The sequence below is a fragment of the Streptomyces sp. RKAG290 genome (genome assembly GCF_023701695.1).
GTDB lineage: Bacteria > Actinomycetota > Actinomycetes > Streptomycetales > Streptomycetaceae > Streptomyces.
Genome location: NZ_JAJOZC010000001.1, coordinates 7,133,427 through 7,147,161, shown reverse-complemented (window position 1 = coordinate 7,147,161; position 13,735 = coordinate 7,133,427). Strand labels below are relative to the sequence as shown.

At 72.5% G+C, this 13,735-nt stretch carries 12 protein-coding genes and 2 pseudogenes; 10 read left to right on the top strand and 4 right to left on the bottom strand.

Annotation, left to right across the window (positions count from 1 at the left end; all coding sequences use genetic code 11):
• Positions 1 to 189 precede the first annotated feature (189 nt).
• The 10 genes and pseudogenes from LNW71_RS31590 to LNW71_RS31550 all read left to right on the top strand — a co-directional run bounded on the left by LNW71_RS31590 (position 190) and on the right by LNW71_RS31550 (position 9,398).
• Complete coding sequence (locus LNW71_RS31590) at positions 190 to 1,137, top strand: RNA polymerase sigma factor SigF (protein WP_250971303.1); 948 nt, start codon at positions 190 to 192, stop codon at positions 1,135 to 1,137.
• Between the two features lie 112 nt (positions 1,138 to 1,249).
• On the top strand, positions 1,250 to 2,140 hold the full coding sequence (locus LNW71_RS31585) for a TetR/AcrR family transcriptional regulator (protein ID WP_250971302.1): 891 nt from the start codon (positions 1,250 to 1,252) through the stop codon (positions 2,138 to 2,140).
• 108 nt (positions 2,141 to 2,248) lie between these two features.
• On the top strand, positions 2,249 to 3,142 hold the full coding sequence (locus LNW71_RS31580; protein ID WP_250971301.1) for a 3-keto-5-aminohexanoate cleavage protein: 894 nt from the start codon (positions 2,249 to 2,251) through the stop codon (positions 3,140 to 3,142).
• A 54-nt stretch (positions 3,143 to 3,196) separates the two neighbouring features.
• Positions 3,197 to 4,243, top strand: a pseudogene (locus LNW71_RS31575) (3-hydroxyacyl-CoA dehydrogenase NAD-binding domain-containing protein); the annotation flags it as partial.
• On the top strand, positions 4,194 to 4,790 hold the full coding sequence (locus LNW71_RS31570; protein WP_285802232.1) for a thioesterase family protein: 597 nt from the start codon (positions 4,194 to 4,196) through the stop codon (positions 4,788 to 4,790). The pseudogene LNW71_RS31575 and the gene LNW71_RS31570, both read left to right, overlap by 50 nt.
• Positions 4,791 to 5,052: 262 nt before the next feature.
• Positions 5,053 to 5,154, top strand: a complete 102-nt coding sequence (locus LNW71_RS37085; RefSeq protein ID WP_365405715.1) for a putative leader peptide — start codon at positions 5,053 to 5,055, stop codon at positions 5,152 to 5,154.
• 120 nt (positions 5,155 to 5,274) lie between these two features.
• A complete protein-coding gene (locus LNW71_RS31565; RefSeq protein WP_250971299.1) occupies positions 5,275 to 5,517 on the top strand; it encodes a hypothetical protein in 243 nt (80 codons plus the stop codon).
• 34 nt (positions 5,518 to 5,551) lie between these two features.
• The gene (locus LNW71_RS31560; RefSeq protein ID WP_250971298.1) at positions 5,552 to 6,913 is read left to right on the top strand and encodes a bifunctional o-acetylhomoserine/o-acetylserine sulfhydrylase; all 1,362 of its coding nucleotides are present in this window, start codon (positions 5,552 to 5,554) and stop codon (positions 6,911 to 6,913) included.
• Between the two features lie 20 nt (positions 6,914 to 6,933).
• On the top strand, positions 6,934 to 8,082 hold the full coding sequence (locus LNW71_RS31555) for a homoserine O-acetyltransferase (protein ID WP_250971297.1): 1,149 nt from the start codon (positions 6,934 to 6,936) through the stop codon (positions 8,080 to 8,082).
• 50 nt (positions 8,083 to 8,132) lie between these two features.
• Positions 8,133 to 9,398, top strand: a complete 1,266-nt coding sequence (locus tag LNW71_RS31550; RefSeq protein WP_250971296.1) for a sulfite oxidase — start codon at positions 8,133 to 8,135, stop codon at positions 9,396 to 9,398.
• A 53-nt stretch (positions 9,399 to 9,451) separates the two neighbouring features.
• On the opposite strand, the gene LNW71_RS31545 is transcribed toward LNW71_RS31550, so the two are convergent.
• The 4 genes and pseudogenes from LNW71_RS31545 to LNW71_RS31530 form a co-directional block, all read right to left on the bottom strand.
• Positions 9,452 to 10,360, bottom strand: coding sequence for an NAD(P)-dependent oxidoreductase (locus LNW71_RS31545; protein WP_250971295.1), 909 nt, complete (start codon positions 10,358 to 10,360; stop codon positions 9,452 to 9,454).
• Between the two features lie 55 nt (positions 10,361 to 10,415).
• On the bottom strand, positions 10,416 to 11,018 hold the full coding sequence (locus tag LNW71_RS31540; protein ID WP_250971294.1) for an adenosylcobinamide amidohydrolase: 603 nt from the start codon (positions 11,016 to 11,018) through the stop codon (positions 10,416 to 10,418).
• 172 nt (positions 11,019 to 11,190) lie between these two features.
• A pseudogene (locus LNW71_RS31535) lies at positions 11,191 to 12,490 on the bottom strand (alpha/beta fold hydrolase).
• A gap of 102 nt (positions 12,491 to 12,592) precedes the next feature.
• Positions 12,593 to 13,378 (bottom strand): hypothetical protein, encoded by a 786-nt coding sequence (locus tag LNW71_RS31530; RefSeq protein WP_250971293.1) that lies wholly within the window; start codon positions 13,376 to 13,378, stop codon positions 12,593 to 12,595.
• Between the last annotated feature and the right edge of the window lie 357 nt (positions 13,379 to 13,735).

Genomic DNA, 13,735 nt, shown 5'->3' with positions numbered 1-13,735 from the left:
GGCTCCCCCGTACCGGTGGGGCGGTTCTGCTGACCGAGTCACCTGCCCTGCGCGGGCGGGACGAAGGTCGGCATCGATTCTCGGCCATTGACGCGTCGTGGCCTGATCAACACTCACATGACTGCATGAGCGCTCCCTTTGCGGGCATACGCCTACACCTCATAGCCTACGACCAGGGAGCGTGAAGAGATGACGGCGCACACTGCGCAGACCGCCGGTGCGGAACGAGCGGAGAGTGCACAGCCGAAGGCGACACCGACGCGTGTCGCGACCGTCCCGGACGTCAAGGGCGTTACCGGAACCCCGGGAAATGCGGACGAACTCCCGTGGATCGAGGACGCCGGCAAGATCGCACCCAAGGACGCGCGGGCGCTCTCCAAGCTCTTCTTCGACCGTCTGCAGGTACTGGAGGAGGGCACCGCGGCCCACCAGTACGCGCGCAACACTCTCATCGAGATGAACCTCTCGCTGGTCCGGTTCGCCGCCGGCCGGTTCCGTAACCGGGGCAGCGGCGACATGGAGGACATCGTCCAGGTCGGCACGATCGGGCTGATCAAGGCCATCGACCGGTTCGACCTGTCCCGCGAGGTCGAGTTCACCTCCTTCGCGGTGCCGTACATCGTCGGAGAGATCAAGCGGTTCTTCCGCGACACCACCTGGGCGGTCCACGTGCCGCGCCGGCTCCAGGAGCTGCGGGTCGACCTCGCCAAGGCGAAGGAGTCCCTGGCCACGGAGCTCGACCGCGACCCCACCGTCCAGGAGCTCGGCGGGCGCCTCGGCATCACCGATGACGAGGTGAACGAGGGAATCGTCGCGGCCAACGGCTACACGGCAGGGTCCCTGGACATGCCGACCGATGCGACCACCATCGGCCGGCACGGCACGGCCGGGCGCACCTTCGCCGATGCGCTCGGCGAGGCGGACCCGGCCATGGAGACGGTGGAGAACCTCCAGACGCTGGCCCCGCTGCTCGGCGACCTGGACGCGCGCGAGCACCGCATCATCGAGATGCGTTTCGGCCAGGAGCTGACCCAGTCGCAGATCGGCGCCGAACTCGGCATCTCGCAGATGCACGTGTCGCGTCTGATCAGCCGGATCCTCGAGAAGCTCCGCAGCGGGATGCTCGTCGAGGAATGAGCCGGGCATGACCTGACTGATGCATCAGTCAGCATCTCAATGCGCATCTGAACAGCACACCTGACGGCCCATGTGTTGAGATCCTCTCAACACATGGGTACGGTGGCTGACCATGCAGCACGACGAGGTGGCCGAGCGGGTCCGGCAGGTGATCCGGGCGGCAGGAGTGAGCCAGCGCGAGTTCGCGCGGCGGATGGTCATCGACCCGTCCAAGCTCTCGCGCTCGCTGGGCGGCACCCGCCGCTTCACCACGGCCGAGCTGGCCCGGGTCGCCGACATCGCGGATGTCGATGCAGGCTGGCTGCTCGGCTCGGCCGCGGAGCACGGCGCCGCGCCGGTCCGGCAGGCCGATGCCCCACCGACGGACGTCCGGCCGCGGCGCGCCCGCAATACCGCCGCGGCGAGCCCGACGGCGGACAGCGGCAGACCGTTGCAGATCGTCCGGCAGACCGTCCGCCTGATCGCCGAGCACGGTTTTCATTCCGTGCGGGTCGCGGACATCGCCGAGGCCTGCGGGACCAGTACCGCCGCCATCCACTACCACTTCCCCGGCCGGGACGAACTGCTGGAGGCGGCGGCCCGCTGGTGCATGGACGAGGACACCGCCCGGCGCGCGGCCGGGACCGCCGATACCGACCACGCCGGTGACGAACTGCGCCTGCTGATCGAACTCCAGACGCCGTACACCCCGCAGCAGAGACGCCAGTGGAGCGTCTGGCTCGATCTCTGGGCGGAGGCGGCCCGCTCCACCGCTGTCGGTGAACTCCATGTGGAGTACTACCGGCAGTGGCGCGACACCGTCGCCGAGGTGATCCGTCGCGGCATCGCCCAGCAGGTGTTCCGGCCCGTCGATCCGGAAACGGCCGCACTGGGTCTCACCGCTCTCATCGACGGGCTGGCTTCGCAGGTGCTCGCGACGACTCCGGGGGAGCCGGGCACCAGCGCCGAGGACATGCACGCTGCGCTGCTCGGCCATGTGGACGCGACCCTGACGGCCCGCTGACCCCTCACTCCCCTGTCTTTTTCCTTCCCCCACCCGCTCCGCTCTTCACCCCCCGTCGGTTCATCCGACGTCTCATCCGACCCCCTTCGACTCAGGAGCCGCTTCCGCATGCCCGTGAACCAGGACGTCATCATCACGTGTGCCCTCACCGGGGCCGGTGACACGGTCCGCAAGAGCCCTCATGTGCCCGTCACGCCCGAGCAGATAGCCCGGTCCGCCGTCGAGGCGGCCGGGGCCGGGGCCGCTGTCGTGCACATCCATGTCCGTGAGCCGGAGACCGGCGCCCCGTCCCGCGACCCGCGCCTGTACCGGGAGGTCGTCGAGCGGATCAGGGAGACCGGAACCGATGTCGTCATCAATCTGACCGCCGGAATGGGCGGCGATCTGGTGATCGACCCCGACGCGCCGCTGCGGCAGCTGCCGGGCACCGACCTGGTGGGCGGGCTCGAACGCCTGCCGCACGTCGAGGACCTGCTGCCGGACATCTGCACCCTGGACTGCGGGTCGCTCAACTTCGGCGACGGCAGCAATCTGTACGTGTCCACCCCCGACATGCTCCGGGCCGGCGCCCGCCGCATCCAGCAGCTGGGCGTACGCCCCGAACTGGAGATCTTCGACACCGGCCAGCTGTGGTTCGCCAAGCAGCTCCTGGCCGAGGGGCTGCTTGACGCCCCGACCGTCTTCCAGCTCTGCATGGGTGTCCCGTGGGGCGCGCCCGCCGACCCCGGCGTACTGCAGTCGATGGTGCACATGCTGCCCGAGGGTGCCCAGTGGGCGAGCTTCGCGCTGGGCCGGATGCAGATGCCGTGGGTGGCCCAGTCGATCCTCCTCGGTGGCCACGTCCGGGTCGGTCTCGAGGACAACCTGTACCTCGGTAAGGGCGTCAAGGCCACCAACGCCCAGCTGGTGGAGCGTGCCGTGCGGATCACCGAGGCGCTGGGCTCCCGGGTCGCCACCCCTGACGAGGCCCGGCAGCGGCTCGGGCTCAAGCCGCGCGGCTGACCCCCGCCCGCGCCTCGCACCTCTCTCCCCCCACTCGTTCTGGAGAACCGCACGATGAACGCCGCACGACCTCTCCCGTCCGCCCGGTCCGCAACGCTTACGGACTCCGCCCCGTCGCCCACGCCCGCACCGCTCGCCCCGGCCCCCTGTGCCCCCGAGGACGTACGCCGGGTGGCGTGCGTGGGCGCCGGAGTGATCGGCGGTGGCTGGGTCGCACACTTCCTCGCCCGCGGATACGACGTCACCGCCTGGGACCCGGCCCCTGACGCCGCCCTGAAGCTGCGCCGCCTGGTGGCCGCCGCCTGGCCGGCACTGGAACAGCTCGGCCTCGCCGAGGGCGCCGCACAGGACCGGCTCAGGGTCACCGACACGCTTGAGGAGGCGGTGGCCGACGCGCAGTTCGTCCAGGAGAGCGCTCCGGAGAAGCTGGAACTCAAGCGCGATCTGCTGGCCCGGCTCGACGCGGCCACGCCCGCGGGGGTCGTGATCGCCTCCTCGACGTCCGGCTATCCGATGAGCGACATGCAGACCCGGTCCGCGGGCGCCGGACGGCTCGTCGTCGGGCACCCGTTCAACCCGCCGTACCTGATCCCGCTGGTCGAGGTCGTGGGCGGTGAGCGGACGGCACCGTCGGTGGTCGGCTGGGCGTCGCGCTTCTACGAGACGGCCGGCAAGTCCGTCATCACGATGGAGCGCGAGGTCCCCGGCTTCATCGCCAACCGCCTGCAGGAAGCGCTGTGGCGTGAGGCGCTGCACATGGTCGCCAACGGGGAGGCGACGGTGGCGGAGATCGACGCCTCGATCACCGAGGGCCCCGGGCTGCGCTGGGCGTGCATGGGGCCGATGCTCACCTTCGCGCTCGCGGGCGGCGAAGGCGGCATGGCTCACATGCTGGACCACTTCGGCCCCTCCCTGAAGGCTCCGTGGACCCGGCTCGAAGCCCCCGAACTGGACCGGGAGTTGTACGACGCGGTGGTGCGCGGCTGCGACGAGGCGGCGGACGGACGGAGCATCGCCGAGCTCGTCGCCGAACGGGACCGCGGCGTCATCGATGTGCTGCGTGCGACCGGCAGGCTCGCCGAGCGGCGCACCGAGGGGCGGCGAAGTGAGTGCGCTGCCCCTGTACCGGGAGACCGTGCGCCCGGAGTGGATCGACTACAACGGCCACATGAGCGAGGCGTTCTACGTACTCGTCTTCGGTTTCGCGACGGACCGGATGATGATCGAGACCGGTCTGCACTCCGAGTACCGGGAGCGCACCGGCTGTTCGCTGTACACCGTCGAGTCCCACATCCGGTATCTGCGCGACGTCGCGGAGGGCGACCGGCTCCTCGTCCGTACCCGGGTGCTGGGCGCCGACGCGAAGAGGACCCGCATCGCCCACGAGCTGTACGTGCTCGGGCCGGACGCGCAGAACGACGCGGAGCGGAGCGACGACACGCGGAGCTCGGACTCCGGGAGCACGGACGTACCGGGGCCGGGCGCCGAGCCCGTCGCCACGACCGAACTGCTCGCCCTCCACGTGGATCAGCAGGCCGGGCGCACCACTCCCTTCCCTGACCAGGTACGCGAACGCCTCGTCGCGCTCACGGAAGCGGCGCCGGCCTGGGCGGGCCGCTCGATCGCCGAGGTCCCTGCCGCCCGCTAGAACAGCGGCCGGCCACGCCGCGCGCGAGCGCTGTGTTGCGGCCGGATGAAATCGTCCCCCTCCCCCTGCCCGGACCGCCGGTTCCCCCGGCGGTCCGGGCAGACCGCTGTCCGTGAAAGTCCGCGCAGGTCCGAGGGGTTACGGGTGCGGCGCACCACTGCCCCACACCCACTGCCGCGTACCTCTCGAACAGCGGATGCGGACCGTTCGCCCTCGGCGCCGGACTGTTGACGCCCACCAGGCCCGCTGACACGCTCACCGCATGCCCGCGACCGCGACACTCGTCTCGCGGCGCCACGTCGATCTGGGACGCCTCGCGTCCTCGGCGTGTAGCCGCCGCCCCCGCTGCGCCCCGCTCCGTTGAGCAGCTGACCTGCCCGGACGCCACCGCAGCGACGATTCCCACCCGGCACCGCCACGCCGTCGGCGTGCCCGCGGCCGCCTGCCGCGCCACTCAGGATCGTCCGTTCGGAAAGGCTCCACGATGACTTCCGCTCCCGCAGTCGCACCCGCCGGGCCGGCGGCCGTGTGCGCCGCGGCCCTGGAACACCGGGTTGCCCTGCTCCCCGGCCAGGGCGGCTCCCACGCCCACCCGCGCAGGCTGCGCCGCGTCCCCGTCGGCGGCGGCATATCCCTCGGCACGGACGGCCGCCACCCGGTCCTGACCGGCCTCGTCGAGATCCCGGCGCCCGGGTCCGCTCTCTCCTGCGCCTCCGCCGCCGCCTGACCACCGCCCGCACCGAGAACCACAGAGGAACACCATGAGCCAGCCCGTCGACTCCGTCACCGCGGGGCACACCCCCGAGGACCACGACCGCCAGGACCCCGGCGCCGCGTGGTCCTTCGAGACCAAGCAGATTCACGCCGGAGCGGCCCCCGACCCGACGACCGGCGCCCGTGCGGTGCCGATCTACCAGACGACGTCGTTCGTCTTCCGGGACACCCAGCACGCCGCGGACCTGTTCTCGCTGGCCGAGCCCGGCAACATCTACACCCGGATCCACAACCCCACCCAGGACGTCCTGGAGCAGCGGATCGCCGCGCTGGAAGGCGGAGTCGCCGCGGTGGCACTCGCTTCCGGACAGGCCGCCGAGACCCTTGCCCTGCTGACGCTCGCCGGCGCCGGGGACCACATCGTCTCGTCCACCTCGCTGTACGGCGGCACGTACAACCTGCTGCGTCACACGCTCCCCCGGTTCGGCATCGAGGTGTCGTTCGTCGACGACCCGGACGACATCGAGGCGTGGGCGGCGGCGATCCGGCCGAACACCAAGGCGCTGTTCGCCGAGACACTGGGCAATCCGCGCGGTGACGTCCTCGACATCCGGGCGGTCGCCGACGCGGCGCACGCCGCCGGGGTGCCGCTGATCGTCGACAACACCGTGCCCACGCCGTACCTGCTGCGTCCGATCGAGCACGGTGCGGATGTGGTCATCCACTCCGCGACGAAGTTCCTCGGCGGGCACGGCACCACCATCGGCGGGGTGGTGGTGGACGGCGGTACGTTCGACTTCGGGGCGCACGCCGAGCGGTTCGGGGACTTCAGCTCCCCCGACCCGAGCTATCACGGCCTGCGCTACTGGCCGGACCTCGGCCCCGGCGCCTTCGCGGTCAAGCTGCGGGTGCAGCTGCTGCGCGATCTCGGCCCCGCGCTCTCCCCGCACTCCGCCTTCCTGCTGCTGCAGGGCGTGGAGACGCTGAGCCTGCGGCTGGAGCGGCACACCGCCAACGCCCTGGCCCTGGCCGAATGGCTGGAGCGCCGCGACGAGGTGTCGGCCGTCCACTACGCCGGCCTCGAATCGAGCAAGTGGTACGAGGCGGGGCGGCGTTACCTGCCCCGCGGCGCAGGTGCGGTGCTCTCCTTCGAGCTGCGGGACGGGGTGGAGGCGGGCAAGCGGTTCGTGGACGCGGTCGAACTGTTCAGCCACCTCGCCAACATCGGTGACGTACGGTCCCTGATCATCCATCCGGCGTCGACCACGCACAGCCAGCTGACCGAGGAGCAGCTGGCCGCCACCGGAGCCGCCGCGGGGCTGGTCCGCCTCTCGGTGGGGCTGGAGAGCGTGGACGATCTGAAGGCCGATCTGGAGGCCGGATTCCGGGCTGCGAAGGCGGCGTCCTGAACCGGACGGCCCCCTCGCCCATGTCTCCCCTCCCGCCGGCCGCCGGAGGCCGGCGGGAGGGGGATCCGCCGGGCCGCCGCTCATGGGTGCGCCTGGACCGGCCGCTGCCGCTGGAGTCGGGCGGTGTGCTGCCGGACGTGCAACTCGCGTACGAGACGTGGGGGCGTCCCGCGTCCGACGGCTCCAACGCGGTCCTGGTGCTGCACGCCCTGACCGGCGACAGCCATGCGGCCGGGGCTGCGGGGCCCGGGCACCCCACGGCCGGCTGGTGGGACGCGCTGATCGGCCCCGGCAAGGCGCTGGACACGCAACGGTGGTTCGTCGTGGCACCCAATGTGCTCGGCGGCTGCCAGGGCAGCACCGGCCCCTCGTCCCGGCGCCCGGACGGGGCACGCTGGGGCGGCGACTTCCCGTACCTGACGGTCCGCGACCAGGTGGCTGCCGAGGCGGCGCTGGCCGACGCCCTGGGCATCGGCCGGTGGGCGGCGGTGATCGGCGGGTCGATGGGCGGGATGCGCGCGCTCGAATGGGCGGTGGGCCGGCCGGAGCGCACCGGGTCGCTGCTGGTGCTCGCCGCACCCGCCGCAGCCTCGGCGGAGCAGATCGCCTGGGGCTCCGTACAGCTGTCCGCGATCCGCTCCGACCCCGGGTGGCGCGGCGGCCACTACCACGACGCGGCACCGGGCGACGGCCCGCACCGTGGGCTCGGTCTGGCACGCAGGATCGCCCATGTCACCTACCGCAGCGAGCCGGAGCTCGGCTCCCGGTTCGGCGGCGAGGCCCAGCCGGGAGAACACCCCGGGCAGGGCGGGCGGTACCGGGTGGAGTCCTACCTCGACCATCACGCGGCCAAGCTGGTGCACCGTTTCGACGCGGGCAGCTACGTCACGCTGACCGAGGCGATGAACGGGCACGATGTCGGGCGCGGACGGGGTGGCAGCGCGCAGGCGCTGCGCCGTGCGCGGATGCCCGCGCTGGTGGCGGGCATCGACTCCGACCGGCTCTACCCGCCCGCGCAGCAGGCGGAGCTGGCGGCCCTGCTGCCGGGCGCCGACCGCGCCAGAATCGTCGAATCACCCCACGGTCACGACGGATTCCTGATCGAGACGGGCCAGGTGGGCTCCCTGGTGCGGGAGTTGCTGCCCGGCCTGCCGGGCCCCGGCCGTTGATCCACCACCGCCACCGCTGTCCCCATCCCCTCGCCCCCCTGGAGTTGTTCATGAGATCCGTTCCGCCGTCCGAGGACGCGTACGACGGGATGCGGCTGCGCCAGTGGTCGCGTGGTGCCGCGCGCTCCGCCGGTATCGAGCGCCGCGATCTGCTGAGGCTGGTGGCGGCCGCCTCGGTCGCCGGACCGCTGGCCGGCATCGCCTCCCCCGCGGACGCGGCGCCGGGTGCCACTGCCGCGCCCGGGATCGTGAAGCCGCTGCCGCCCGAGGTGTTCACGGTGCGCGGCACCAATGCCGAGACGAACTTCGCGGCGCTGCGCCCGACCGGGCTGCTCACCCCGGCCGACCGCTTCTTCGTACGCAATCACACCAGTACCCCGCGGATCGACTCGGCCGGCTGGAAGCTGACGGTGTGGGGCGACGGGCTGCGGGGCCCCGCGGTGGAGTTCGGCTACGACGAGCTGCGGGCGCTGCCCGCGGTCACCCGTACCTCGTTCGTCGAGTGCGCGGGCAACGCCCGCAGCTACTACACGACGCAGCAGAACCAGCAGGTCACCGGGACGGCCTGGACCCTGGGCGCGATCGGTACGGCCCGCTGGCGCGGGGTGCGCCTCGCCGATGTGCTGCGCCGTGCGGGCATCACGAGGGACGCGGTCGATGTGCTGCCGCGCGGCCTGGACGACGAGGTGATCAGCGACGGGATCAATCTGGGACGGGTGCGCCGGCCGTTGCCGGTCGCCAAGGCGCTGGACGACGTGCTGCTCGCCTACGAGATGAACGGCGAACCGCTGCCGCCCGATCACGGCCATCCGGTGCGGCTGATCGTGCCGTCCTGGATCGGGGTCGCGAACATCAAGTGGGTCGGGGACATCGAGGTCAGCGCGGAGCCGCTGCTCTCGCCGTGGAACACCGGGCTGTACCGGCTGTTCGGCCCCGGCTACCCGTCGCAGGGCAGTGCTCCGCTGACCCGGCAGACGCTGAAGAGTGCCTTCGAGCTGACGCCGGGGGCGTCGTTCCCGGCCCGTCGGCGTCATGTGCTGACGGGCCGGTCCTGGTCGGGCGGGGCGCCCGTGCGTACGGTCGAGGTCAGCACCGACGGGGGTGCCCGGTGGCGCCGGGCGCGGCTGCGCGACGAGCCGAGGAGCGGCAGTTGGGTGCGCTGGTCGGCCGACTGGCTGCCCAGGGACCGCGGGCCGGCCGTCCTGCTGGCGCGGGCCACGGACCGGACGGGCCGTCGCCAGCCGGAGGTGGCCGTCCACAACACGCAGGGCTACCTGTTCGATGCCGTGGTCAGGCACGAGGTGCAGGTCGTCTGACGGTGTGACGACCACGGTGGCGCCGCAGCGGCTCGCTCCGGCGCCACCGGCGGTCAGTCGCCGTCCTTCTCCTCGGCCCGGCCGGCGTAGTAGGTGGCGATCATGTCCTCGCCGCCGTGCCCGGCCGCTTCGGCGCGTTCGAAGCGGGCGGCCGAGGCGGCGGTCAGGTCCAGCCGCACGCCGGACTGCTCGGCGGCATCGAGGATGAGGCGGGTGTCCTTGAGAGCCGTGGACAGGGCGAAACTCGGGGTGAGGTCGCCGGACAGGACCGCGGCGGACTTCCCGTGCAGATAACCGGAGTCGAGCGGGCCGCCCTTCACGACGTCGAGGAAGGACTGCGGGTCGACGCCCAGCCCCTCGGCGAGGTTGAGGCATTCCGCGACGCCGCCCACCATGTTGATCACCCAGGTGTTGACCACGAGCTTGAGCCTGGAGGCCGCTCCGGGTTCCTCGGCGACCCAGACGGTGCGCTGACCGATCGCGTCCAGCACGGGCCCGGCCACCCCGCGGACGGCGGAGGGCCCGGAGACGAACACGGTCAGTGCGCCCTCTTCCGCGGGCTGCCTGGTTCCGGAGACCGGGGCGTCGAGGTAGACGAGTCCCAGATCCGCGGCGCGCTGGGCCAGCTCGACCGTGGCGTCCGGCCCGACGGTGGAGCTCTGCAGCAGGACCTGGCCGCGGTGCACCCCGTCGGATGCTCCGGTCAGTGCGGCGGCGACGGAGGTCTGGTCGTTGAGCATGGTGAGGATGACGTCGGCGCCGCGTACGGCTTGTGCCGCCGTGTCCGTGACGGTGGCGCCGTCGGCGGCGAGCGGCAGCGCCTTCTCGTGCGTCCGGTTCCAGACGCGGACCTCCAGCCCGGCCCTGAGCAGGCTCCGGGCCATTCCCGATCCCATGATTCCGGTGCCGAGGACCGCGACGACGGGCTGTCCCGGGTTGATGTGGGCTGTTGCTGGAGTCATGAGGGCGATTCCCTTCGTCGGCCGCGCCCGGGTCGGCGCGCGGCGCTTCGGATTCTCAGGATTGCCGCAGCGCGCCTTCGAGTACGGCAGCGTGCACGGCTCTGGCGAGTCGCGCTCCCCAGCGCGAGCGCGGTCCCGCGAACGGTTCACCCGGGCCGGCAGCCGGGTCGGGGGCGGCGACGCAGACGGCGTCGGTGGGGGTGCCGGAGCAGTCGAGTCCGGCACCGAGGAGCGCCTGGACCTTGGCTTCGGTGGCGGTGGCGACGGCATTGACGAGTGCGGCGTCGCAGAGGGGCACCGGGAGGGTGACGACGATGTTGACGGTACCCGGACGCGGTGGTGTGCCGGTGTCCCCGTCCGGGGCCGCCGCCCAGCCGCGCACTCCGAGGCCGCACGTGGCGGTGGCCGTCACGCCCTGGTCGGTGCCGACGGTGTACGCGGTCACGTCGGCGGCCGTCATGAGTCCGGCGCCCGGTCCGGTGAGGTGTTCGGCCGCGGCGATCTCGGCGAGGTGGCGGCCGGGGTCCGTCCGCGGGTAGCCGCCGGGCACCTGGGCGTTGAGGATCCAGCCGCGCGGGCCGATGCCGCCGCCGAGCACCGCGCTGCTGCACACCCGCCACCCGGGCCCCAGCCGCCACACCAGATGGTGCAGGTCCACGCCGTCCTCGTAGCGGGGCAGCAGTTCGCCGCGCTGTTCGGGCAGCCCGGTGCGTACGGAACTGATGGGGCACCCCCGGTGGCGCGGCTGGACGGCGGTCGGCGCAGGACCCGTAGATCATATGCGCCGGCAGCGGGGCGGTCCCGAGCGGTGTCCCGCCCCGCTGCCCGGGTCAGACCTCGCCGCGGGCCATGGCGATCAGCCGGTCCAGCACCGCGGCGTCCCTGCGGACCCCGTCGTGGGCGTAGGCGTCGGTGACCCAGGTGCGCAGCCCCTTCACCGCCTCCGCGGTGGCCAGGGCGTGCTCCCGGTCGACGAACATGTCGTCGTGGTAGACGGCGGCGACCACGGGTACCTCGTTGGCGGCGAGCCGGTCCAGGTCGTAGAGGGCCGGCCATTCGGTGCGGGCGGCGAGCACCTGTGCGGCGCCCCGCAGCGGGACGAGCGCCGGGTCCTCCTCGAACTGCCAGGGGTAGACCATCTCGCCGGTGAACCGGAGCGGGCCGCCCGCGGTGGCGTCGAAGGCGGGGAACTCCTGGCGGATCCGGTGCGCGGACCAGTCGGTGGGGCGGCCGCCCTGGGCGTAGATCGGTTCGTGGAGTGCGGCGTACAGCGGGCGTTCGGCGAAGGAGACGGCGGCGTCGACACCCCGCAGGAAGGTGTCGGTCAGCTCCGGCCCTCGGCGCCCTCGGTGAAAGCGGTCTCCAGGAGGTAGTGGAGCGAGTCGAACTTGGCCGCGGTGCCGAAGTTGATGCCGAGGGTCTGGAAGCGGCGGACGGTGAGGCGTTCACCGGCCGGCATCCGCACGTCGTGGCTGTCCAGGTGTGCCGCGACGGCGTCGGCGAGGGGCTGGTCACCGGGATAGCGGGCGAAGTACCGCTCGTTGTGGGCGAGGGTGCGGGCGTAGGCGGCGCGGTACACGTCGTCGGCGTGGCCGGTGAGGGTCGGCAGCCCCCCGGTGATGTAGGCCTGGGCGAGCCCCTCGGGGCCAGGCAGAGGTAGGTGAGGGCGGTGAAGCCGCCGAAGCTCTGGCCGAGGACGCTCCACGGCTGCTCGCCCTGGAGCCGGCGGCGCAGGAGTTCGGCGTCACGGACGATCGAGTCGGCCCGGAAGTGTGTGAGGTGGCCGGCGGCGGCCTCGGAGTCCGTACCGAAGCGGGCGAGGGTACGCCGGTCGGCCGGGGTGGAGCGCCCGGTGCCGCGCTGGTCCAGCAGGACGACGCGGTAGTCGGTCAGTGCACGGCGCAGCCAGGCACCCGCGGCGTCGGGGCGCTCGGCGCGGCCGCCCGGTCCGCCCTGGAGCCAGAGGAGACGGGGCAGGTCCTCGTGCTCGCGGCCCTCGGCGACGACCTCGCGGGCGAACAGTGCGATGGCGGGGCCGTCGGGGTCGTGGTGGTCGAGCGGCACATCGAGGGTGTGGTCGGTGCAGACCAGGCCGCCGTGGCGGTAGGTGACGGGGGCGGGGGTGGGCATGGCCCTCCTTTCACGTCGCGTGACTCGCGTCGCGGAACGGTTTCACGGGTGGTGGCCGGGCCCGCACCCGGGGTGCGGGCCCGGCCGCCGGGGCGTGCGGGGTCAGTAGCCCGCTACTCCCAGGTCGCGGCAGATGGCGACGAGTTCCGGGTGCACGTAGCGCCCGTTCTCCTCGATGGCGACTCCGTCCAGGTAGATGGACGGGCCGAGAATGCTGCCGTCGGTGTGCGCGGCGGCCACCCAGGGTTCGCCGCCGATCCAGGCTCCCTTGGTGCCGATGCCGAGTTCGACGCAGCCGAAGACCCGCTCGTCCTCGACGATGCGGCCGGTCGGGGCGAGGACGCCCGGGTTGAAGCCGAGCGACCAGTGCGCGACGCGGAACATGTTCGGGTCGTCGAAGGACTCCATCCAGCGGCGGAAGGTGTCCGCGTCGGCGTCGCCCTCGATCTTGGTGACGACACCCTTCTCGACGGTGCGGCGGACCGGGGTGCGCAGCAGGCCGAGCTCGTCCGGCGGCCACAGGGCGCCGTCGAAGACGAGCACGCCGTCCTGGGTCTCCTCCAGCGGGTTCCAGGAGATCTGGCCGGAGAGCATGACGGTCTCGCCGGGCTTCTCGGCCGGCTTGCCGCGCAGGTTGATCGGCCGGTCACCGTTGCGGCCGACCAGGTCGGTGCCGTTGGCGGAGGTGATGCGGACCTCGTCGGCGGCCTCCAGGAGGGCGACCAGGGCCTTGCCGAGGCGTATGACGCCCTGGAAGTCGGGGCGCCCGACGGTGGCGACCAGCATCTGGACGTCCATCGCGGTGAGGTTGGTGTAGCGGCAGCCGTTCGCCATGGCGGCCCGGAAGGCGTCGGAGTGCATCAGGTACGAGACGGCGAACTCGTCCACACGTCGGCGTCGGCGATGGCTCCGGCGACGGGGCGGGGAGGTTCCATCGAGGCACCGGGCAGCATCTCGTACCAGACGACGACGGGGTGGGCCCCGGCGGCGGCGACGGCCTGCCGGTCAGGGGGAACGGCGCGCCCGTGCCGGCGAGCCGCTCCTGCTCCGTCCCACGCCCGGCGCGGCGGACCGCACCGGGGCCCGTGACACGGCCGGTACCCGCCGGTTCGTTCACTCGATTGGCCTAACCCGGACACCGGGCCCGCAACGCCATCGCACGGGGCCTGCACCCACACGTCGCGGATACGGCACCCCGGCCCCACCGGCCGGGAGGTTGCAGCGTCCATCCGGGTGAGGCGCGAT